This is a genomic window from Limimaricola cinnabarinus LL-001 (genome assembly GCF_000466965.1).
In the GTDB taxonomy this organism is placed as follows: Bacteria; Pseudomonadota; Alphaproteobacteria; order Rhodobacterales; family Rhodobacteraceae; genus Limimaricola; species Limimaricola cinnabarinus.
In genome coordinates this window covers 23,272-45,301 of record NZ_BATB01000025.1, presented here as the reverse complement: position 1 = coordinate 45,301, position 22,030 = coordinate 23,272, and the positions used below count along the sequence as shown (strand labels likewise).

15 protein-coding genes are annotated in these 22,030 nt (G+C 66.8%); 5 read left to right on the top strand and 10 right to left on the bottom strand.

Going from position 1 to position 22,030, the window contains the following annotated elements; genetic code table 11:
* The 4 genes from MBELCI_RS10110 to MBELCI_RS10095 form a co-directional block, all read right to left on the bottom strand.
* Positions 1 to 1,705, bottom strand: a 1,705-nt coding sequence (locus MBELCI_RS10110) for a DEAD/DEAH box helicase (protein ID WP_045319988.1), incomplete at its 3' end; no start/stop codon positions are given.
* 217 nt (positions 1,706 to 1,922) lie between these two features.
* Complete coding sequence (locus MBELCI_RS10105) at positions 1,923 to 3,665, bottom strand: OFA family MFS transporter (RefSeq protein WP_021694098.1); 1,743 nt, start codon at positions 3,663 to 3,665, stop codon at positions 1,923 to 1,925.
* Between the two features lie 205 nt (positions 3,666 to 3,870).
* Positions 3,871 to 5,346, bottom strand: a complete 1,476-nt coding sequence (locus MBELCI_RS10100; protein WP_369385428.1) for a sensor histidine kinase — start codon at positions 5,344 to 5,346, stop codon at positions 3,871 to 3,873.
* Between the two features lie 549 nt (positions 5,347 to 5,895).
* Positions 5,896 to 7,215, bottom strand: coding sequence for a sigma-54-dependent transcriptional regulator (locus MBELCI_RS10095; protein ID WP_200861267.1), 1,320 nt, complete (start codon positions 7,213 to 7,215; stop codon positions 5,896 to 5,898).
* A 194-nt stretch (positions 7,216 to 7,409) separates the two neighbouring features.
* Here MBELCI_RS10095 and MBELCI_RS10090 point away from each other — a divergent pair, with 194 nt between their 5' ends.
* The 3 genes from MBELCI_RS10090 to rfaD all read left to right on the top strand — a co-directional run bounded on the left by MBELCI_RS10090 (position 7,410) and on the right by rfaD (position 10,673).
* Positions 7,410 to 8,144 carry a hypothetical protein gene (locus tag MBELCI_RS10090; RefSeq protein ID WP_021694092.1) on the top strand — a complete coding sequence of 245 codons (735 nt, stop codon included), beginning with the start codon at positions 7,410 to 7,412 and terminating at the stop codon, positions 8,142 to 8,144.
* A gap of 235 nt (positions 8,145 to 8,379) precedes the next feature.
* Positions 8,380 to 9,636: a glycosyltransferase family 4 protein gene (locus MBELCI_RS10085; protein WP_021694090.1), complete on the top strand. Its 1,257-nt coding sequence runs from the start codon at positions 8,380 to 8,382 to the stop codon at positions 9,634 to 9,636.
* 29 nt (positions 9,637 to 9,665) lie between these two features.
* The gene (gene rfaD, locus MBELCI_RS10080) at positions 9,666 to 10,673 is read left to right on the top strand and encodes an ADP-glyceromanno-heptose 6-epimerase (protein ID WP_021694089.1); all 1,008 of its coding nucleotides are present in this window, start codon (positions 9,666 to 9,668) and stop codon (positions 10,671 to 10,673) included.
* Here rfaD and MBELCI_RS19905 read toward each other — a convergent pair.
* From MBELCI_RS19905 to MBELCI_RS10060, 5 genes are all read right to left on the bottom strand, one after another.
* The gene (locus MBELCI_RS19905; RefSeq protein WP_081698547.1) at positions 10,558 to 11,181 is read right to left on the bottom strand and encodes a D-glycero-alpha-D-manno-heptose-1,7-bisphosphate 7-phosphatase; all 624 of its coding nucleotides are present in this window, start codon (positions 11,179 to 11,181) and stop codon (positions 10,558 to 10,560) included. The two genes, rfaD and MBELCI_RS19905, sit on opposite strands and share 116 nt — an antisense overlap.
* Positions 11,178 to 12,299 (bottom strand): glycosyltransferase family 9 protein, encoded by a 1,122-nt coding sequence (locus MBELCI_RS10075; protein ID WP_045319986.1) that lies wholly within the window; start codon positions 12,297 to 12,299, stop codon positions 11,178 to 11,180. The genes MBELCI_RS19905 and MBELCI_RS10075 overlap by 4 nt, the downstream gene beginning before the upstream one ends.
* 1 nt (position 12,300) lies before the next feature.
* Positions 12,301 to 13,752, bottom strand: coding sequence for a D-glycero-beta-D-manno-heptose 1-phosphate adenylyltransferase (gene rfaE2, locus MBELCI_RS10070; RefSeq protein ID WP_021694087.1), 1,452 nt, complete (start codon positions 13,750 to 13,752; stop codon positions 12,301 to 12,303).
* Entirely contained in the window at positions 13,749 to 14,798 is a 1,050-nt protein-coding gene (locus tag MBELCI_RS10065; protein WP_235047613.1) for an AGE family epimerase/isomerase, read from the bottom strand. Before MBELCI_RS10065 ends, rfaE2 begins: the two co-directional genes overlap by 4 nt.
* A gap of 106 nt (positions 14,799 to 14,904) precedes the next feature.
* A complete protein-coding gene (locus MBELCI_RS10060) occupies positions 14,905 to 16,107 on the bottom strand; it encodes a polysaccharide pyruvyl transferase family protein (protein ID WP_021694084.1) in 1,203 nt (400 codons plus the stop codon).
* A gap of 1,551 nt (positions 16,108 to 17,658) precedes the next feature.
* Between MBELCI_RS10060 and MBELCI_RS10055 the strand changes: the two genes are divergently transcribed.
* Positions 17,659 to 20,241: a S8 family serine peptidase gene (locus tag MBELCI_RS10055; protein ID WP_158497380.1), complete on the top strand. Its 2,583-nt coding sequence runs from the start codon at positions 17,659 to 17,661 to the stop codon at positions 20,239 to 20,241.
* Between the two features lie 118 nt (positions 20,242 to 20,359).
* Here the strand turns inward: MBELCI_RS10055 and MBELCI_RS10050 are convergent, their stop codons facing one another.
* Entirely contained in the window at positions 20,360 to 21,010 is a 651-nt protein-coding gene (locus MBELCI_RS10050) for a sugar transferase (protein WP_021694081.1), read from the bottom strand.
* A 729-nt stretch (positions 21,011 to 21,739) separates the two neighbouring features.
* On the opposite strand from MBELCI_RS10050, the gene MBELCI_RS10045 reads away from it, so the two are divergent.
* The gene (locus MBELCI_RS10045; protein WP_021694080.1) at positions 21,740 to 22,000 is read left to right on the top strand and encodes a spike base protein, RCAP_Rcc01079 family; all 261 of its coding nucleotides are present in this window, start codon (positions 21,740 to 21,742) and stop codon (positions 21,998 to 22,000) included.
* Positions 22,001 to 22,030: the final 30 nt, after the last annotated feature.

Below are 22,030 nucleotides of genomic sequence, written 5' to 3'. Positions count from 1 at the left end.
CGGGACGCTCCGCGCGCTCGGGGCGGGGTTCACGATCCGGGCGAGGTTCACGATCCGGGCGGGGGCCGCGGTCGGGCCGGGGCCCGCGATCGGGCCGCTGTCCGCGTTCGGGCCGGGGGCCGCGCGACAGGTCGGGCGCCGTGTCGAGCGCGGTCATCTTCAGACCTTCCTCGGGCGACATGTCGGGACCGATGGCGCGCAGGAAGCCCGGCACGGCGGTTTCAAGGATCTCGACGTAGGTTTCGGTATCCTGAATGCGGATCGCGCCGATCGCATCCTTGGAGATGTCGCCCGCGCGGCACAGCAGCGGCAGGAGCCAGCGCGCCTCGGCCCGCTCGTTGCGGCCCGCCGAAAGCGAGAACCACTTGCTCGGACCGAAGCTCTCGGTCGCGCGTTTCTGCGGCTTCGCGTCGGGGGCCTGAAGCTCCTCGGGTGCCGAGCGGCGGGCGCGGTAGAGCGCCAGATAGGCCGCGGCGATGGTCTCGGGCGCGTGGCGCTGCAGGAGCTTGGCAGCGAAGACCTTCGCATCCTCGGTGATTTCGGCGTTCCAGACCGGATCGTCGAGCAGCCGCGCCTCGTCGGCGGCGAGGATGTCCTCGGCCGAGGGCGGCACGGTCCAGTCGGCGGAAAGCTTGGCGGTGCCAAGCAGGCGCTCGGCCTTCTTGCGCAGCTTCATCGGCACGATCAGGGCGCTGACGCCCTTGCGGCCCGCGCGGCCGGTGCGGCCCGAGCGGTGCAGCAGCGTCTCGGAGTTCGAGGGCAGCTCGGCGTGGATCACCAGTTCGAGGTCGGGCAGGTCGATGCCGCGCGCGGCCACGTCGGTCGCCACGCAGATCCGGGCCCGGCCGTCGCGCATCGCCTGAAGCGCGTGGGTCCGCTCGTTCTGGGTCAGCTCGCCCGAGAGCGACACGACCGAAAAGCCCCGGTTCGACAGCCGCGCGGTGAGGCGCGCCACGGTGGCGCGGGTGTTGGCGAAGACGATGGCGTTGGTGGCGTCCTGATGACGCAGCGTGTTGATGATCGCCGCCTCCTCGTCGCCTTGGGCCACCTGCAGCGCCTTGTAGGAGATGTCGGCGTGCTGGCCGCCCTTGGTGGCGACGACGACGCGCTCGGCGTCGGTCTGGAAATCCTTGGCCAGCTTGGCGATGGCGGGCGGCACCGTGGCCGAGAACAGGAGCGTGCGGCGGCTCTCGGGACAGGCCGAGAGGATGAATTCGAGGTCCTCGCGGAAGCCCAGATCGAGCATCTCGTCGGCCTCGTCGAGCACGACGGCGCGGATGTCCGACAAATCGATCGCGCCGCGGCGGACGTAATCGGCGAGGCGGCCGGGCGTGGCGACGACGAAATGCGCGCCCCGGTCGAGCGCGCGGCGCTCGTCGCGGATTTCCATGCCGCCGATGGCGGTGGCGAGCTTGGCGCCGGCGCCGCGATAGAGCCATTCCAGCTCGCGCATCACCTGGCTCGCCAGTTCGCGGGTCGGCGCGATGGCCAGCGCCAGCGGGGCGGCGGCGCGGCCGAGCTGGCCGTCATCGTCGAGGATGGTCGGGCCGATGGCGAGGCCGAAGCCCACGGTCTTGCCGGAGCCGGTCTGCGCCGAGACCAGCAGGTCGCGCTCGGAAAGCTCGGGCGCGGTGACGGCCTCCTGCACGGGGGTGAGCGTGTCGTAGCCGCGCGCGTCGAGCGCGTCCCTGAGGGTCTGCATCATATGTAAGAAAGGTCCGTTGGTCTGGAGGCGGCCGGATTGGGGCCGGGGGCGGCCCCGGGGGACCACGTCAAGCGCGGACCCTTACCCGCAATCGGACGCGATGTATAGCGCCATTCCACGCATGGCCGCTGCCCGCAAAGCGAAAGGACCGCGCAATCGCGCGGCCCTTTGCCCCTCACCTGGATCGCGGCGGGCCGTTGCACCGGCCCTGCCTGCCTCACTCGCCGGGTACGGCGCTCATGCCCGCGTCGGCTTCGCGGTAGTGATGCTTCTCGCGCACGGGGCGCATCATGAGGTTGGCGAAGAACGCCACGACCAGCAGGGCGGCCATCACGTACATCGTCGTGTTGTAGAGGCTCGATGTCGGGTCGACCGTGCCGGCGGGCGCGATCTCCATCAGCCGGGCGATGGTGACGGTCTTGGCCGCCACGAGCTGATCGAGCTGGTCGAGCCCCGCGCCGAACTTCTCGGCGAAGGCCGCCGGATCGACCTTGGCCGCGAGATCGGAGATCGCCGAGGTGACCGACATGTCGCGTAGCGAGGTGATCAGGAGCGGCCCGAGCACGCCCGCCGTGGACCATGCGGTCAGCAGTCGGCCGTGGATGCCGCCCACATGCATGGTGCCGAACATGTCCGCCAGATAGGCCGGGATCGTCGCGAAGCCGCCGCCATACATGGTAAAGATGATCATGGTCGCGACATAGAAGCCGATCAGCCAGATGATCGAGGGATCCGACGCGGTGGCGCTGGCGAAGAACGGGATCGACAGGTAGAGCGCGGCGCCCAGCACGAAGAAGATCGTGTAGGTGGTCTTGCGGCCGATATAGTCCGAGGTCGAGGCCCAGAAGAAGCGGCCCACCATGTTGAAGACCGAGATCATCAGCACGTAGGTCGAGGCGAAGGCGGCCGTCACGATCAGCGGCATCGAGGTGCCGTAGATCTCGCTCATCATCGTCTTGGCCACGCCGATCACGCCGATGCCGGCGGTCACGTTGAAGCACAGCATCAGCCAGAGCTGCCAGAACTGCGGCGTCTTCATCGCCTGATCGATATGCACGTTCGAGCGGGTGATCATCCCGGCCGAGGCCGATTCCGGCTTGGGCTGCCAGCCCTCGGGCTTCCAGTCCTTGGCGGGCACGCGGAAGCCGAAGGCGGCGATGATCATCACCACGAAATAGGCGATGCCCAGCGTCAGGAAGGTCGAGGCCGCGCCGGTGTCGCCGGTGCCGACGGCATAGAGACCGTTGGTCACGACGCCCTCGATCTGCGCGGCCTGTGCTGCGGTGGCGGTCACGGCCTCGACCATGGTGCCGTTCTGCTCCACGAAGAGGCGGCCCTGTTCGGTGGTGGTCGCGACCTCACCGGACATGCCGAGGAAGGTGGGCGCCTCGGAGTAGAGGCTCAGCAGCCAGCCCTTGAGCGGGGCCGCGATGATCGCGCCGCCGCCGAAGCCCATGATCGCCATGCCGGTCGCCATGCCGCGCCGGTCCGGAAACCAGCGGATCAGGGTCGAGACGGGCGAGACGTAACCGAGGCCGAGGCCACAGCCGCCGAGCACGCCGTAGCCGAGATAGACCAGCCACAGCTGATGCGCCGCGATGCCGAGCGAGCCGATGACGAAGCCGCCGCCCCAGAGGCAGGCGGCGAGCACGCCGACCATGCGCGGGCCGACCTTTTCGAGCCACTTGCCGCCGAAGGCCGCGGCGAGGCCGAGGAACACGATGGAAACCGAGAAGATCCAGACCACCGAGGAGAGCGACCAGTCGTCACCGGCGGCCGAGACCACGCCCAGTTCGCGCGTCAGCGCCGGGTTGAACACCGACCACGCATAGACCGAACCGATGCACAGGTGGATCGCGATGGAGGCGGGGGGCACCCGCCAGCGGTTGAAGCCGGGTTCGGCCACGATGTTGTCCTTGTGAAGAAAGCCCAAGGGCCCCTTCGAGTCGCTCACGCTCATTGTCGTCTCCTCCCAGAGTTCGGCACGCGCGCGGCGGCGCGCGCCGTCATGGCGTGGATGCATGACCGCCGCCACTTGACCTGTCAAGAAGAATACATATATGAAACAATAGGTTAGCTGGACATTCTGTCCGCCAAGCATGGTGCCGGGGGCGGCAAAGTGGACATTTTGTCCGACGCTACCCGGACGGGCCTGCCGCTTTCGGTCAAACCGGCCCGCCCACGGGCTCCGCCGCCGGAAGCCGGATCGTGAAGCGGCTGCCCGCGCCGGGCGTGCTTTGGGCCAGGATCGTGCCGCCCGCATGGGTGACCAGCGTCTGGCTGATCGACAGGCCGAGACCGGTGCCGAGGCTGCGCTTGGTGGTGAAGAACGGATCGAAGATCCGCGCCAGCACCTCGGGCGGCATGCCGGGGCCGTCATCGGCGATCTCGATCTCGACCTCGGCCCCATCTCCGGCCCCGGCCTGCGCGTCGGCCTCGACGTCACGCGTTGCGATGCGCAGCGCGCCGCCTTGCGGCATCGCATGGGCGGCGTTGACCACGAGGTTGATCACCACCTGCGTCAGCTCGCCGCGATCCATGGCGACGCGGGCGCGGGCGACAAGATCGGTCGAGATGTCGAGAGCGTGGGTCTCGGCCTGATGGCGCGCAAGCTCCAGCGCCTCCTGGATCGCCTCGCTCGTGTCGAGCGCCGGGGCAGAGGCGGCGTAATCGTCGGGTCGGGCGAATTGCAACAGCTTGGACACCATGGCCGAGATCCGGTGCACCTGCGCGTCGATCAGGTCGAACTCGGTCTTCACCGCCGCCGCCGCATCCGCATCGAGGCTGTCGCGCGCGACGTCGAGATTGCCTTGGATCACCGCGACCGGGTTGTTGATCTCATGCGCGACGCTGGCGGTGATCTCGCCCACGGCGGCGAGCTTTTCCGACAGGACGAGCTGGCGCGTCGCCTGCTCCAGCCGGTCATTGGCCTCGCGCAGGTCGCGGGTGCGGTCCTCGACCTTGCGTTCCAGCTCGGCGGCCCAGTCGCGCAGCTTCGCGTCACGCTCCTGCACCTGATCGAGCAGCGTGTCGAGATGACCCGCGACCTGCCCGATCTCGTCGGGACCGCGCGCGTCGATGCGCGCGCGCAGGTCCCCCGCCTCGACCCGCGCCATGGTCTGGGTCATCCGCTCCAGCGGCAAAAAGATCCGCCCCGCCCATCGCAGGAACACCGGCACCGTGATCGCGAGAACCGCCAGAAGCGACAGCGCCACCGCGAGGAGCGAGTTGGCGCGCGCCGCCGAGAAGGGCGCTTCGAGAAAGCCGACATAGAGCATGCCGACGGCCTCACCGTGGCTGTCGAGGATCGGCTCATAGGCCGAGACGTACCAGTCGTTGACCACGAAAGCGCGGTCGAGCCATGTCTCGCTCGCGCCGAGCACCCGGTCCGAAACGGCGGCGGACACGCGCGTGCCGAGCGCGCGCACGTTCTCGAACAGGCGCACATTGGTCGAGACGCGCACATCGCCCAGAAACAGCGTCGCGGTGCCGCGGCTGCCTTCGGGCAGGGAACGTTCGCGGTAGACGAGGTCGTTGATCGTGTCGATGAAACCGAGGTTGCGATTGAGCAGCACGCCGCCCACCAGCGCCGCGCGGCCGCCGCCCGCCAGCGTCACCGGCGCGGCGGCGTGGACCATCATGCCGCGATCCTCCTGCACCCGGTCGGGTGGGGCGGGCGGCGGCCGTGGGCACCAGCGGGATCGCCGCGCGCGCGGCCAGATCGGGCGAGAGGGCTTCGAGCGTGCCCGCGTCGAAGAGATCGACGGCGCTCATGGCGCGGCCTTCGAGCGCGGCGGCGATGACCGGCCAATCGTCGGCGGGCAGGATCGCGTCGAAGCGCGAGATGCCGCCGGGCCGCGCCAGAAACAGGAAATCGAAGCCGAGCGTGTCGCGGCGTTCGGCGAGAAAGCCCTGCGCCGAAGGGTCGCGCGCGAGGGCGGCGGCGAATTCGGTCGAGGTGCCGAGCGCGTCGAGCCGCTCGGCCGCGTTCTCAAGGAGCCGCCCGAGATACTGGTCGGCGATGGTCAGGTCGGAGTTCACCTTGACGATCAGAAGCTCGTCGAGCCGGTCGGACCAGCGCAGCACGATGACGCCGATGAAAAGCGGCAGCAGAACCAGCACCGGCAGCAGCGCGATCGCCAGAAGCCGCGCGCGCACCGAGCGGGCGAAGATCCCGAAGGGGCGCAGGATCACAGCCCCCAGGCCGCGCATTTGCGGTCGATGGTCTTGCGGCTGACGCCAAGGCGCCGCGCGGCTTCGGCGCGGTTGCCGCCCGTGGCCTCCAACGCGGCGAGGATCTCGCGCCGCTCCACGTCGTCGAGCGGCTCGATCGGACCGCTGGGGGCGGGGGAGAGCTGCTCGATGGGGAAGCGCGCAAAGATCAGCGCGCGTTCGACGAAGTTGCGCAGCTCGCGGATGTTGCCGGGCCAGTCGTGGCGCAGGATCGCGGCGCGGGCGGCGGCGTCGATCTCGATCCGCGGCAGTCCGAGCTGCGCCGACAGCTCCTCGACGAAAAGCCGTGCCAGATCGACGGTGTCGGCGCCGCGCCGCCGCAGGGGCGGCATGTGGATTTCGAGCACGTTGACCCGGAACCACAGATCCTCGCGGAAGCGCCCCGCCGCGACCTCGTCCGGCAGGTGCTTGGAAGTGGCGAAGACGAGACGGATATCGAGCGGCAGCTCGCGCTCGGCGCCGATGGGGCGGATGGTGCGATCCTCGATCACCCGCAGCAGCGCGGTCTGGGCCGAGGCCGACAACTCGCCGATTTCGTCGAGGAACACGGTGCCGCCCTGCGCCGAGACCAAAAGCCCCTCGCGCGGGGCCTCGGCGCCCGGAAAGGCGCCGCGGGTGTGGCCGAAGAGTTCGATCTCCAGCATCTCGGCGGGAATCGCGGCGCAGTTCACCGGCACGAAGGGGGCGTGCGCGCGCTCCGACAGCCCGTGCAGATGCCGCGCCGCGACCTCCTTGCCGGTGCCGCTCTCGCCGGTGATGAGCACCGGGGTCGGCACCCGCGCCACCCGCGCCAGCATCCGGCGCACCTCCTCGACCTGCGCGGAGTCGCCGATCAGCCGGGCGCGGCGCGACCGGCCCGGATCGCCGGTGCTCAGCTCGTGGCGCAAAAGCGCGTTCTCCCGGCGCATCGCGGCCAGCTCCACGCAGCGGCGCACGGCGTTGAGGATCTGGTTCGAGCGGAACGGCTTCAGGACGAAATCCACGGCACCCGCGCGCATCGCCTCGATCGCGGTGTCGAGATCGGCGAAGGCGGTCATGATTATGGTGTCCGACAGGCTGCCGCGCCGCCGCTGTTCGGCGAGCCATTCGAGCCCGGAGGTGCCCGGCATCCGGTTGTCGAGGATCACCACGTCGAACATCCGCGCCGCGACGAGCGCCTCGGCCTCCTCGGCGCTGCCGGCCTGCGCGACGTCGAGGCAGTGTGGCGTCATCGTCTTGACGATGAAGTTGCGTATCCCCGGCTCATCGTCGATAACGAGCACCCGAGTGCGCAGCATGCCGCGACTGAACCCGCCGGAACCGACAGAGGCATTATCCGCTGATATCATGGGTGCCTCGACAGTGGCATTGCGTATGCCTGTGTTACATGAAACTGGCCTTCTGGCATCAAGTAGCCCGAAAGGGCTGACACATCCATCGTCGTGTGAGATACATTAATGGTATTTAAACTATTTGCCGTGGTGGATGCCGGATGATGAATGCCGTCGTGGAAACTGTCATGGTCAACAGTTTCAAGGTTCAAGTATACGCCGATCTTTACGAGCGCGCCGCGCGTAGTCATTCGAAGGTTCTGAGGAATTTCGCGCTTCGTGGTATTCCCAAGCAGATCTACAAAAACCGGACAATATTCATTCACGTGCCGAAGAATGGCGGTACGAGCGTTTCCCGCAGTCTTTACGGCCGTAGCATTGGCCATCGTTCGGCGGAGTTCTATCGTAGGACGGACCCGGAACTTTTCGCGAGCGCCACGTCCTTTGCGGTCTTGCGCGATCCGATATCCCGCTTCGGCTCGGCCTGCAACATGCTGATCAACGGCGGCGCGACCGATGTCAGGGTGCCTCCCCGTGTGGCGCGGCTATTGGCCGATCTGCGCACGGTACCGGATATTCTCGATTGGCTCGAGGGCGAAGGCGAGAACGCGTTCCGGTTGAATGCCAGCTTCAGGAGGCAGAGTTGGTACGTCACGGATGCCGTCGGCAAGGTTCTGGTGGACCGGCTGTTTGTCCTGGGCCGCGACGATGCGGAATTGAGTGAGATGGTCGAGACGTTGTCGGGCAAAGCCTTGTCACATGCCAACCGCGGGTTGAGCAAGCCGATTGAATTGTCGACGTCGGATGAGGCAAGGGTGCGCGAATTCTATGCCCCGGATTTCGAGTTGTTGGCAAATGTAGATGCAATGCGAGAGGTCACGATCGCGGCGTCGTAATGCCAGGCGATCCGGCCATTGCTGTAACCTCCTGACAATTGGTTTCGCGATAAGATACAAAGTCCCATTTTATGGGGGTCTGTCCAGGACGCCCGCGCTCGACACATGGGCGGGAGTGGAATGCCGCGTTCGGCGGGGGCGAAACCGCTTGCCTCCCCCGCTCTATCGGTAAAGGTAGTGGCAAATCGAAACGCGAGCGCGACAGGCGCTCGACCGCAGGACATGAGGGGCTGAAATGCCGAAAGTCGTGATCATCAACGATGCCAGCGTCGCGCGGGGCGGGGCCACCGGGCTGGCGCTGCTTCAGGCGCGCAGCCTGCAGGCGCGTGGCGTCGAAGTGGTCTACGTCGCCGGCGACCGTGGTGAGGATTCGCAGTTCGAGGCGCTCGGCATCGAAGTGCACAACATCGGCGGAGATGCGCTGCTGCGCGCCTCGCCGCTGCGCGCGGCGACCCGCGGGCTCTACAGCCAGGCGGCGCGCAAACGCGTGGCCGAGGTGGTGGCGCTGCATGACGGGCCCGATACGGTTTATCATGTGCACAGCTTTTCCAAGGCCCTGACCCCGGCGATCTTCGGGCCGTTGCAGCGGGTCGCGTCGCGGTGCTTCATTCACGCGCACGACTTCTTCCTTGCCTGTCCGAACGGCGCCTTCATGGATTACCAGGCGATGCAGCCCTGCCACCGGGTGCCGCTGTCGCGCGATTGCCTCGGCACCAATTGCGACAAGCGCAATTATGCGCAGAAGCTCTGGCGCACCGGCCGGCAGGCGGTCCTGCACCAGAGCATGCCGCGGCAGGCGCCTTGGGGCGGGATCCTGATGATCCACCCGGGCATGGCGCCATTCCTGCGTAAGGCGGGCTATCCCGAGGACACGCTGCACAGTCTTCGCAACCCCGCCGAGGCCATCGGCCCGACACGGGTGCAGGCCGAGCGCAACGACCGCTTCGTCTTCATCGGTCGCGTCGAGGCCGAGAAGGGCATCGAGGAGCTGATCGCGGCGGTCGGGGCCGTCGGCGTCCCGCTGACCGTGATCGGCGAGGGGCCTTTGCGCGAAACGCTGACCGCGCGCCACCCGGAAGTGACTTTCCGTGGCTGGATGGATCGGGCGGGGATCGCCGGTGAGATCGCCTCGGCGCGGGCGCTGGTGATGCCGACCCGCTACCCCGAGCCGTTCGGCCTCGTCGCCGCCGAAGCCTCGCTCAGCGGTCTGCCGGTGATCCTGTCGCGCAGCGCGCTGCTCGGCCCCGAGATCGACGCGCAGGGGCTTGGCTTTGCTTGCGACACCCGCGATCCCGCCGCCTTCGAGGCGATCTTGCGCCGCATGCGCGATCTGCCTGCCGAGGAGGTCGCCAAAATGAGCGAGCGCGGCGCATCGGGGCAGGCCGGATTGTGCACCAGCCCCGAGGAGTGGATCGACCGGCAGCTCGCGCTCTATGCCGGGGCGACCGGGCACGACACCAGCGCCGCACCGCGCCGCGCGGCGGCGCTCTGACGATATTCAAGGCAAGCAAGGAGTCCTACATGACTGACAGCGCGCTGCGCGCCGACGGGCTGGTCCTCGTGACCGGCGGCGGAGGTTTCATCGGATCCAACATCGCCCTCGCCCTCGCGGCGGAAGGGCGCGACGTGGTGATCTGCGACGACCTCGGCACCGACGGGCGATGGCTGAACCTGCGCGAGGGGCGGTTTCACGACGTGATCGCGATCGACGCGTTGCCCGACTGGATCGCCCAGAATGGCACGGCGCTTGCCGGGGTGGTGCATATGGGCGCGATCTCGGCCACCACGGAGACCGACGTCGACTTGATCGTACGGCTCAACATCCGGGCGACGCTGGATCTGTGGGAGTGCTGCACCCGGCTGGGCATTCCCTTCGTCTACGCGTCCTCTGCCGCGACCTATGGCGACGGCACCCGCGGGTTCGAGGATGCGGACACGGCCGAGGCGCTGGCGCAGCTGCGCCCGCTCAATGCCTATGGCTGGAGCAAGCACATGGTCGATCGGCGGCTGGTGCATGACCGCGATACCGGTCGACCCACCCCGCCAAGCTGGGCCGGGCTCAAGTTCTTCAACGTCTATGGCCCCCGCGAAAGCCACAAGGGGTCGATGCGTTCGGTGATTCACCAGATCCGGCCCGGCGCCGAGCGTGGCGAAGCGGTGCGGCTGTTTCGCTCGGACAATCCCGATTACGGCGATGGCGGACAGCTGCGCGACTTCGTGCATGTCGACGATTGCGTTCGCTTCGCGATCGCCGCGCTCAAGACCCCGGGGTTGGGCGGGATCTTCAACGTCGGCACTGGTCAGGCCCGCAGCTTCGAGGATCTGGCCCGCGCCACCTTCGCGGCCGTGGAGCGCGAGCCGGTGATCGAATACATCGACATGCCCGAGGCGCTGCGCGGACGGTACCAGTACTTCACCGAAGCCCGCACCGAGCGCGGCGTCGCGGCCGGGCTGGCGCCGAACTGGCGCTCTCTCGAAGCGGGCGTGGCCGACTATGTCGGCTGGCTGCGCGACAACCCCGACTTCTGAAGCGCCGGCAGGCGCGGGGCGGCGAACTCCAGCAGGTCGCCGCCCTGAAACAGATGGCCTGCGACACCCGCGCCCGGGCCGCCTCGACGTCACTGGGCTTGTCGCCGATCATCGCCGACCGCGCCGGATCGAGGTCCATCTCGCGGATCGCACGCAGCAGCATGCCCGGACGGGGCTTGCGGCAGTCGCAGTCGACATCGAATTGCGCCACCGCCGCGCCCGGAAGATGCGGACAGTGATAGACCGCGTCGATCCGCGCCCCTTGGCTTGCGAGGTCGGCGCGGATCATGTCGTGAAATGCGTGCATCTGGCTTTCGGGAAAATAGCCCCGCGCCACGCCCGATTGGTTGGTGACGATCACCACGGCCCAGCCCGCGCGGTTCGCCGCCGCCACTAGATCGGCGATCCCGGGCACGTAATCGAGCCGTTCGCGCGTGGCGACATAGCCGTGATCGACGTTGATGATGCCGTCCCGGTCGAGAAACAGCGCGGGGCGCGCGCCGCTCATGCGTCCTCGTTCGCCCGAAGGCGCGGCTGGGCTTCGAGCTTGTCCAAAGCGGCGGACAGAACGCGTTCGGGTGTGAGCATGGGCATGATCTCCTCGGCCTGCGGGTGATCTTCCCAACCGTATTGCACGAAGCCCCCGGCCGGGTGCGGCGAATCGAGGCCGAGCGCGGCCGGGCTGACCGATCCCCAGCGCGCCGCATGCGTGGGCCCATGCAGGCCGATCGCGCGGCCCGACACCGCCGCCGACAGGTGCAGCACCCCGGTATCGACCGAGATCAGAAGCGGCACCTCGGCCAGAAGCTCGGCCAGTGCCGCGAGAGACAGTTTCCCGCACAGGCTGAACGCACGATCCGCAGGCAGCGCCGCGACTTCGAGGATCGGGGCGACCGCCTCGGCGTCGGCGGGCACGCCGGTAAAGCCGACCTGGTAGCCCTGCGCCACGAGACCCCGCGCTAGCGCGACCCAGTTCTCGACGGGCCATGCCTTGGCGGCGGCACGCGCCCCGCCGGCCGAGACGTGACACAGGACCAACCCGTCGGATGCGGGGAGATCGGCGCGGGCCGAAGCGTCGCGCGAGATTCGCATCTCTCGCGCGGGACCGGCGCCGATCGCTTGCGAAAGCGCGTCGAGATTGTCGATCTCGTGGCGATCCGTGCGATGCGGAACGCTGAGATCGAACAGGCGCCCGCGACGGCTGCCTTGGGGGTTGAAGCCCGCCGACCACGGCGCGGAAAAATGCGCGCAAAGCGCCGTGGCATAGGGCCAGGGCGTCAGATCGACGATCATGTCGGGGCTCAGCGCCTTGAGGGCCGCGACCGCGCGGGCGGGGTTGGCAAAGCCGACCTGCACCGGGCGCACCCGCGCTTCGAGCATCTTCACGGCCGCCGCGTTGGAGGGACCATGGGCGACCACGATCTCGGCTGCGGGATACCGTCGCTCGATCGCGGAAATTAGCCCCGAGGCGATCAGCGTGTCGCCGATCGCGGTGGGCTGGATCAGCAGGATGCGGCGCGGATCGGCGGGCTGCGGCCGGGACGATCTGAACGGGGAGAGCAGGGATGCCGCCGCCGTGCCGACGGCCCGGTCGAGCCGCCGCGTCAAGTTGGAAGAGCGCGCCATGTCAGCTTGCCGCCAAGGCGCGCGATTTCGCCACGATCCGGGTGGTGGAATAGCCATCCACGAGGTCGATCAGCTCAACCTCGCCGCCATAGCCCTGCACCAGCTCGTGCCCGACCACGGTGTCCACGGTATAGTCGGAGCCCTTGAACAGCACGTCGGGCCGCAGCGCGTCGATGATCGCGAGCGGCGTGTCCTCGTCGAACAGCAGCACCATGTCGACCGCACCAAGCGCCGCGATCACCTCGGCGCGCGCGGCCTCGGATTGGATCGGGCGTTCCGGCCCCTTGAGCCGCGAGACGGAAGCATCGGTGTTGAGCGCCACGACCAGACGGTCGCACCGCGCCCGTGCCTGGGCGAGCAATGTCACGTGGCCGCGATGCACGATATCGAAGCAGCCATTGGTGAAGCCCACCCGCAGCCCCTGTTGGCGCCAATCCTCGCGGATGTTACGGGCCGTGTTGAGCGGCGCGACCTTGGATTCGAGCACGGTCTCGTTGGTGTTGCGCAGCATGGCCGAGATCAGCTCGGGTGCCGTGACCACCGAGGTGCCGCTCTTGCCGACGACCACACCGGCGGCCGCGTTGGCCGCGCGCGTGGCATCGGCGAGGGCCGCGCCACCGGCCAGCGCCAGCGCCAGCGTCGCGGCGACCGTATCGCCGGCGCCGGACACGTCGCGCAGTTCGCGGTTGCGGGCGGGATCGTGCATTTCGCTGCCGTCGCTGTCGAACAGCGAAATGCCCTGCTCGGACCGGGTCAGGACGATCGGCCCGCCGAACTGCGACATCGCCACCGGCACCGCAGCCGCGATCTCGGCGTCGTCATCGGCCGGAAGGCCCGTCGCGGCGGCAAGTTCCTTGCGATTGGGGGTCAGCACGCGGCAGCCGCGATAATCCGCGAAGTTGGGCCGCTTGGGGTCCGCGATCACGGGCACGCCGATCCGCTGCGCCACCTCGATCACCGCCGCGATCAGGCCCGGTGTCACCAGCCCCTTGGCGTAGTCGGAAATCACCATCGCGTCGCAGCCCGCCGCCGCGATACGCTCGATCGCCTCGATCAGGCGGGCCTCGACCGTCTCGGGGATGCGCTTGCTTTCGCGATCGGCGCGCAGCAGGTGGTTGTCGCCGGCGATGAACCGGGTCTTTTCGATGGTGGGCCAGTTCGGGTCGGCGACCAGATGGCTTTCGAGCCGCGGATCGTCGGCGAACAGCGCCTCGATCCGGCGGGCGGCGTCATCCTCGCCCACCAGACCCACGAGACAGGCCACGCCGCCGAGCCCGGCGATGTTCTGCGCCACGTTGCCCGCGCCGCCGACCGCCCAGTGATCATTGCTCACATGCAGCACAAGCGCCGGCGCCTCGGGCGACACCCGCCCCACGGAGCCGCGTACGAAATGGTCGAGCATCACATCGCCGATCACGAGGATCCGCTTGTCCTGAAATTGGTCGACGATCATGCCGGAAGTCCCTCTTCGTGCGCGGTCAGCCCGAGCGCGGTCGCGCAGCGGCGCAACTCGGCATAGGCCAGAAACAGATGATACAAAGTGCTCGCCGGCACGTACTCGACCTTGGGCTGCAGATCGGCGCCGATATGATCGACCCAGCCGCCGGGGGTGGCCGGGGCGATGTAGTGGCGCCAAAGCGCCTCGAGCGCGGCCGAGATCGCCTCGGTCTCGGGCCGGCCCGAGATCTCGGCGCGCACGGCCAGAGCCTTGAGCCGCTCCGTCTGCGGCCAGGAGCGGTGCGCCGCCGAAAGCCGCGCGCCGCTCCTGTCGAGACCGTCATGGATCAGGGCCGAACCGGGCAGGACGCCGTGACGTTCGGCAAAGTCCCACAGGTGGGTCGCCGCGGGCTCGGCAGTGCCGAAGCCCGCGCGCTCGGCCATGTGCAAGAGCCAGAACCATTCGTAATGATGCCCGGGCTCGATCGCATCGTCCGGGCGCGGCGCCCAGTTCATGTCGAAGCGCTCGCCCAGCGTTCCGGTCTCGGCATCGAGCAGGACCTCGTCGAACAGGGCGCGCAGCCGCGTGATCCGGGCCGATGCCGGACCTTCGGGGTCCACCGCATGAAGCGCCAACAGCGCCTCGAGCAGGTGCATATGCGGATTTTGCAGGGCTTCGCCCTGATCCGGGAGGCGCGACAGGTAGCCCCGGCCATCGGGGCGCGCGAACAGCTCGTCGATCTCCGCGAGGGTGCGCCGGGCTTCGGTGATGGGGGCCGTTTCGCCCGACGCGCGGGCCCACCAAGCCAGCGCCAGGATCACGAAAGCCTGGTCGTAGAGATCGCGCTCGGGATCGACGCAGCCGCCGGCCTCACCCATCTTCACGACCCAGCCGCCATCCTCGGACCGGCCATGCGCCATCAGGAACCCATGCACCTCGCGCGCGGCCTCGAGCATGCCCGGCACGCCGAGCACATGCGCATGCGAAAAGACATAGAGCTGCCGGGCATGGACCCGAACCCGCTTGAAGCCCGGACGATCAGGCTGCCCCGCGAGGGTCAGCCGTTCAACCGCCCCGCCGTCGGGGCAAGGCCGGTCTCGCTCCAGAATGGCAGCGCCTGATCGCGCATCCATGTCTCGAACCGCGCGAATCGCGCCTCAAGCATGCTCATGCGCGGCGCTCCATCCGGCCCTCCGGCTCGAGCACGGCCCACATCCGGGCCACGTCGGCGCGCGCCTCGGCCACCACGGCGGCCCGCTCGGCCTCCGGCAGCCCGTCGCGCGCGGCCGCGATGGCCATGTCCACGCAATCGCCCGCCGGAACCTTGGCCACGTCGAGCAGGAACTCCTCGCGGTTGACCGAGGCCATGAAGGAGCGCAGCTTGCGATCCCACGAGAGCGCGATCGCGGGCACGCCGTAGGCGTAGGCGGCGATGACCGCATGCATCCGGTAGGCGATCAGCACGTCGAAATCGGCGATATGCGCACAAAGGCCGCGCGGGTCGCGCTGCGTCAGGAAGCTGATCTGATCGGACGAGCCAAGCGCGGCCAGACGATCATGCATCTGCGCGGCGTAAGCCTTGTCCTCGGGACTGCCATTGGTGAAGACCCGCACCTCGCAGCCCTGCTCGATCAGCCCGCGCGCGACATCGAGATACCATTGATCGAGATGCTCGGAACGCGGCGCGTCGGTGGCATGGTAACGGATCGCGATATGGCTCATCAGGCCGAGCCCCGCCACCGGGCGGCGGTCACGCGGGCGCGGCGGTTGCGGATAGAGGTCGGCGGCCATCAGCCCGGGATCGCGCACCACCTCGCCGACGATGCCCGTCGCCTCGGACATCAGATCGTCCCACAGAACCTTGCTGTCGGTGTCGCGCAGGAACACGGCTCGAACATGGGGCCGGGCAAAGGCAGCGCGGCACATCTTGAGACCGGTGGCGCTCCAGCCTTGGGCGACGCCGCAGGCGTAGAAGGCGGTCGGCAGGTTGCGCCGCTCGGCTTCGGAGATGGCGAGACCGAGCTTGGTCGGGAAGTTCAGGTCGATGTCCGAGATGAGGTTGCCGCCGCCGATCACGACGCGGTCCGCGCCTTCGAGGCCGCGCGCGAAGTGGGGCCGCCAGCTTCGGATCGACTGCGCCTTGAGCGGCAAACGGACCGCGGCCCGCCGAAGCGTCGGGGGCAGGGCATCGAGCAGCGTCATGACCGTCCCACGCCCCATCATGACATCGCCGTAAGCCTTGCGGGCGGCGAGGTCGATCGAGTGAGTGTCGGGATCGGCTCCGAGATCGATCAGCGCCTTCTCGAGGCATTCCGACAGCAGGCCGTCTCCCAGATTGGGGCTGAATTTTACATTGAAGCAGCGAACCACGCTGCCGGAGCGTCCCAATTCCTTCGGCTTGTCCGCCGATTGGAGAGATGCGTCAGTAACCACTACGCCGACCCTTGTACCATTATCGTTTCTGCATGAAGCCTCACCCCGGACCGGTCAAGGTCCCGCGCGCCACTTCTTTGTGCCCTCATGACCCAGTTATCCGGAATGCTCAATCAAGAGCCGCCACGCCCTCTCGAGAGACGGGATCGTGATCTGCCACCGGGCCGGAATATCGCAATTGCGACAGTCATATAGCGCGCGCGCCTGAAGGTCTGTCATTTCGGGGCCATGAAACACTCTGTTGCCGCATCGACCGGTCCCGGACATGGCGACCCCCTGAATCGCGGCCCGAAGGCCCGGTCGGTCAATCATGGATCATTCTGATGCGAAGGCGCGCCTCGAGCGCCGAATCCGGTGTCGCGGCATCACGTGGGCGTCCGCCCCATGCCGCCCCGGGCTGTGCCGGGCTGTGCCGGGCTGAGCCGCCATGGTGCGCTGCCATGCGCGACGTGGCGCTGTGGCCGAAGCGCAACGACCGCTCATCCCATCGCGCGGAACATGGCTGCGGTTTCAGCCGCATGTCTCGCTCAGGACGTTTCATTACAATTGGTAGGATCTCGCGAAATCAGCCAATCGGCGAATCGTTTCGATGGAAACGCCCGCCATGTCAGCGAATCAACCCCGGATCACACAGGGAGTCGGCGAGTTTCGGCCAATAAAAGCCCCTGTATATCATGAGGATAAACCCTGGACGGCGGATCTTGGCCGAGTGTCCGGCCTGAGTCGGGGTCATTCTGGACCCTCCAGATCTTGTCAGATAGGCACTGCAGCGCCGCCATTGCGAGATGGCGTCGAAAAGGCAAGAAATTTCTTCGAAACGAATTGTTTCGCGACCGCGAGGTCTTCGGAGGAATGGGGGGCCGGTAGGTTTCGCGGCCTGTCCGACAGGATCTGCAACGTTGCAGACACATTGCGCCGGACATGGCTGATTTTTTGTGGTGTAGCGATGGGTTGCAATGCCTGTCGATGCCGTAATGGCTCCATGTGCCATGACGGGTTTGGTAGGTTCTGCAATGAAACGGGTTCATGATTCAGACCATTGTTCCGCGGCATCGATATGCGCGCTCGCCCGGTCTGTGAGAACCGCTTGTTAAGAGTTTGCAAAACTCTTCTCGCAATCATCAATTTTGAAACAATGTCTAGGAGCCAGTCAGGGCCGGGGCACGACCCTGTTGCCAAAGTCCAAGCCAGATTTCGCTCTGATGCTGCCATGGTCATCCGCTCCGCACCTTAATGGTGTCATCAAGCGGACCCAATCCAAAGCCAGTGTCTGCAAGGCGGGTCAGCCAGAAGGCGTCCACCCTAGAGAAGCCCATGACCGAGGAGAGCCGTGTGTCCACCAAGCAAGTCATTTCAGGTGCATCTACCCTACCCGGAACTGAAACGTTCAGTGACCCGGTAATGTTCCGCAGCTGGTATTTCGCTGCGAACCGTTCCGCCGTGAACATCGATATCGAGTCCGTGTGGGACGAATATCGTGGAAAAGGCGTGAAGATCGGGGTCATCGATTCGCAGATCGACTTCACCCATTCCGATCTCGATGGAAACTACGACCTGAAATCGGATTACAACTTCGATCAGAAGAGCGGTGACGTCAGCTTCACGGTCAAGGGCGCGGATCACCACGGTACACTGGTGGCGGGCGTGATCGCGGCCGAAGGAAACAATGGCGTCGGAAGCGTCGGCATCGCCAGCGAAGCCACTCTCGTGGGCTACGGCGTCAACTACGGCGCCGCGGATGCGGTCGATCAGGTGATCAAGGCATTGCACATGTCGAGCGCCGTCGACGTGGTCAACAACAGCTATAGCTTCAACCGTCCCTTCACCGACAACTTCAACAAGGTGTCCACGTTGGAGGCGGCGGTGGCCGACCCGGCCGAGACCGGCCGCGGCGGGCTTGGAACCGTGGTCGTCTTTTCGGCGGGCAATGGCGGCGGAGACGACTCGTCGAACTTCCACAACCTGCAGAATTCCCCCTACAGCATCGCCGTGGGCGCGGTCGATCGCGACGGCGAAGCCTCCTCCTTCACCAGCCTCGGAGCGAACGTCCTGCTTTCGGCTGCCGGGCGTGACGTGTTCACGACCGAACCCGGCGAGCGGTTCGAGACGAAAGCGACCGGCACGTCCTTTTCCGCGCCCGCCGTTTCGGCGGTGGCGGGCCTCATGCTCGAGGCCAACGATCAGCTGGGCTATCGCGACGTGCAGCAGATCCTCGGCCTCTCGGCCCGGCGCGAGGGCTTGGGCGAGGGCATCTCGTGGGGCGACGGCTGGGTGATGAACGGCTCCGACCACTTCAACGGCGGCGGCAAGGCGTTCAACGATTCCTTCGGGTTCGGCTTTCTCAACGCGCATGACGCCGTTCGTCTGGCCGAGACCTGGACGCTGCAGCAGACCGCTGCGAACCGCGACACCGTCTCGGTCGAAAAGGACACCTCCAATGCCAAGCTGATCAGCGACAAAGTCAGCCACCTGCAGTTCGCGATCGACGTCGACAAGGACATCGCGATCGAGCACGTTCAGCTCCAGCTCGACTTCTTCTGGCGCAACACCGCGGATCTGGACGTCTATCTGACCAGCCCCGACGGCACCAAGATCCGCATGGTGCACGACATTCCGCTGACCGGCGGCATCGATGATCTGCGCAATTTCAAGTTCGGGTCCGTCGCTACGATGGGTGAGAACGGCTCGGGCCGTTGGATCGTCGACATCCATGACCGTGCCCCCGGATCTCGGGACAAGAACGGCGATGCGCATATCGGCGTGGTGAAGGATATCACGTTGTCCATCCATGGCCGTACCGATGGGCTCAAGAACGACACGTATTTCTATTCGGACGAGTTCGACAGCATGGCGGCGGCGGACATGTCGCGGCGCGGCCTGATCGACGCGAATGGCGGGATCGATGCCATCAACGCGGCGATGGTCACCACCGACAGCAAGCTCGACCTGAGCGGTGCGTCCGCGAGCCAGATCGCGGGCGTCGCCCTCAAGATCGACGCCTCGATCGAGAACGCCTTTGCGGGCGATGGCAACGACATGCTGATCGGCAACGCCTCCGACAACCGGCTGCGCGGCGGTCGTGGCAATGACGTGTTCCAGGCCAGCGCCGGCAAGGATCGGATCGACGGCGGCGCCGGCAGCGACCGTTTCCTCGTGGGTCAGGCCTTCGCGGATGTCACGGGATCCCTGCTCAAGACGGGCGAGGCGCTGTTCGAGCTTGCCGGAAAGGCGATGACGACGGTGTCGAATGTCGAGCTTTTCGAGTTCAGCGACGCGGTCTATGGCTTGAGCGATCTGGTGAAGCTCTGGAATGGCTCGACGGGTGTCGAAACGAAGCCCGAGCCCGAGCCCGAGCCCGAGCCGAAGCCGGAACCCAAGCCCGAGCCGAAGCCGGAACCCAAGCCCGAGCCGACCCCCGAGCCCGAACCCGAGCCGACCCCGGAACCGACGCCCGATCCCGAGCCGATCTGGACCTTCTCCGGAACGGAAGGCAGCGACAGGGTCGATGGGGACCACAGGAATGACGTCATGCGTGGCCTTGGCGGGAACGACCGCTTCCGCGCCCGGGACGGTGACGACATCGTCTATGGCAACGACGGCCTCGACTACATCATGGGCAACAACGGTAACGACGAGCTGTTCGGGGGCAATGGCGCCGACGTGCTCTTGGGCGACGCGGGTCACGACTATCTGTCGGGCGGCGCCGGAGACGACATGCTGTACGGGGGAACCGGCAACGACATCATCGAAGGTGGCGCAGGCCGCGACGTTCTGGTCGGTGCCAAGGGCGCGGACAGCTTCGTCTTCGACCTCAAATCGATCGACGCTATCGACTTCGTGCGCGATTTCGACAGCCGGGAGAACGACCGCATCATTCTCCACAACGCGGATGCGCTTCAGGTCAACCAGGTGACGATCGAGACCGACGCCGGACGGACATTCGTCAGGCATATCGCCGACGGCGAGGTGACGACGCTGTTCGAAGTGGCGATGACGGGCGGCGGCGATCTGTCCCTGGCCGAGGTGCTGCAGAGCAACAACAGCGATGGCAGCACGTATATCTTCTCGTGATGCCCAAGAGAGTGTGTCGGACACCACAACGAAAGGAAGCCGCCCCTCGGGCGGCTTCCTGTTGATTCCGTCTGTTGCGCGCCGATGATGGCGCGGAGAGTCTATTTCCCGGTAGCCTTCACGACGCGCCGGCGGTCTGGGCGATCACGTTGAGGTCGAGGCCAAGCGACCGGCGACCGTGATATGCCATATCGAGCTGCACACGCTCTTCGTAGCTCACATCGTTGCGGCCGGAGACCTGCCACAGACCGGTGATGCCGGGGGTCGAGGTCAGGTAGCACCACTGGTAGCCTTCGTAGCGCTCCAGCTCGGCGGCCACGATCGGACGGGGGCCGACAAAGCTCATCTCGCCGCGAAGGACATTCCAGATCTGCGGCAGCTCGTCGAGGCTCGTGCGGCGCAGCAGGTTCCCCATCCGGGTCACGCGCGGATCGTTCGTCAGCTTGTAGTCGCGGGCCCACTCGGCGGCGGCGGTCGGGTTTTCCGCAAGATGCTTCTGCAGGATGGCATCGCCGTCGGACCGCATCGTGCGGATTTTCCAGCAGCGGAATTCACGGCCGTTCTGGCCGACGCGCTTGTGTCCGAAGAACCCGGTCTTTCCCCCATCGCTGCGCGCGACGAAATACAGCACGGCGACGACGATCGCGATGGTGGGGAGCAGGATGAGTGCGAGAGTGAGGTCGAGAAGGCGCTTGCCCCTGCGCGTATAAAAGGTTTCAGAGGCGGTTGCGCGAAGGCCGGAGGCCTGGGAGTTCGACGTAACGGTCATAATGATATCTCTTAACGTGGGCGTTGAAAACGGGGCCGGCAAATTGCGGTGTCTCTGACGTCCCTCGGTGCGGCAGTCTTGCTTCGAACACAGAAATGACATGGTTGGCGCGTGCCGGTCAATCAAGGCTCCGGCAACGTCGCAAGCCATATGTCAGCATTTGTGCACAAAAACGGCAGATTTTCTATATTGGTGCTACTTCTCCTGCTCACGGCAAACTTGCAAGAGGAAATCCGCATCTGCCGCTATCGTGATCAGGGGAATGAAATCACTGAAATCGTGACGTTTTCATGACCGTTCGCCCCAATTTCGCCAAGGATCACGCCACTTAGCGGCTCTGGCCGCACGTGCCGTGCCCAAGGTGACTGATCGTGAACCGGAAACAGTCTATTGACGGTTTTTCGATCAGCGGGTCCACTTTTCGTGCGGACCGTGTTCGTCCGGCAGGCACATCAATCGGCCACAGATTCGTCGTCGATGACCGGGGCCGTCCCGCCTGAGGCTTCGCCCTTGGAAGGACGAGCGGCGCGGACGCGGCGCCCGTTTTGACCACCGCGCGCACCGCGTCGAGCGGGGCGGGGCCCCGGAGCGGACGTGTTGCGCGCCGCGCGCCCGAAGCGCGCGTTCGGGTCAGCGATCATGCACCTGTGCGGCGCTATAACGGTGTCGCCGCCCGGTGAGATACGGCCGATGCGGCGCGAACGCCGATGCGTCACGAGGGAGATCACCATGACCGATGTATTTGCAGGCCGCCAATCCGGCCTCGAGAGCCCTGCGACCGATCTGTATGAGATCGTGCCCGACGACGCGGCGGACCTGTCGCTCTGGGTGCGCGCGATCACCGCGACCGAGCCGGGCACCGTGCGGGTGACGGCCATCGGCGGCAGCACGGCGACACTCTATGTCGGGGCCGGATCGGTGCTTCCGGTGCGGGTGCGCAAGGTCTGGGCCACGGGCACGACGGCCGCGGGCGTCGTGGGGCTTGTCTGATGCGGCTGGGGGCGGGCATCGGCCATGGCA